Origin of the sequence: Paenibacillus paridis, assembly GCF_006345825.1 — a bacterium.
Lineage (GTDB): Bacteria > Bacillota > Bacilli > Paenibacillales > Paenibacillaceae > Pristimantibacillus > Pristimantibacillus paridis.
Genome location: NZ_VCIX01000028.1, coordinates 1 through 292, shown reverse-complemented (window position 1 = coordinate 292; position 292 = coordinate 1). Strand labels below are relative to the sequence as shown.

Here is a 292-nt window from a genome sequence, read left to right as displayed (position 1 = left end):
GAGCTTTCGCTTTCAATTCTTTTTGAATCTTATCCAACGCCTGATCTACGCCGAATGAATTGTCTTTGGCTAACGTTTGAATGACTATATTCATAGCGTCGTCCAGAACTAAATCATTAATATTTTCCGGCATATCCGTTGTTGACTCTGAAATATTGACGAAAAATTTATGACCGATATCTTGAGTTCCGAAGTTCCGCCATGTCCATTTCGTGAAGGAAGCGTCCTCGTAAGCTTTTTTGAAGTGCGTGAACACGCCATCGGTTTTCTGCGCTTCTGCGCCTTCCTGCGA

1 pseudogene is annotated in these 292 nt (G+C 42.5%); it reads right to left on the bottom strand.

Annotation, left to right across the window (positions count from 1 at the left end):
* Nucleotides 1-292: pseudogene (locus FJQ58_RS00315) on the bottom strand (ABC transporter substrate-binding protein); the annotation flags it as partial.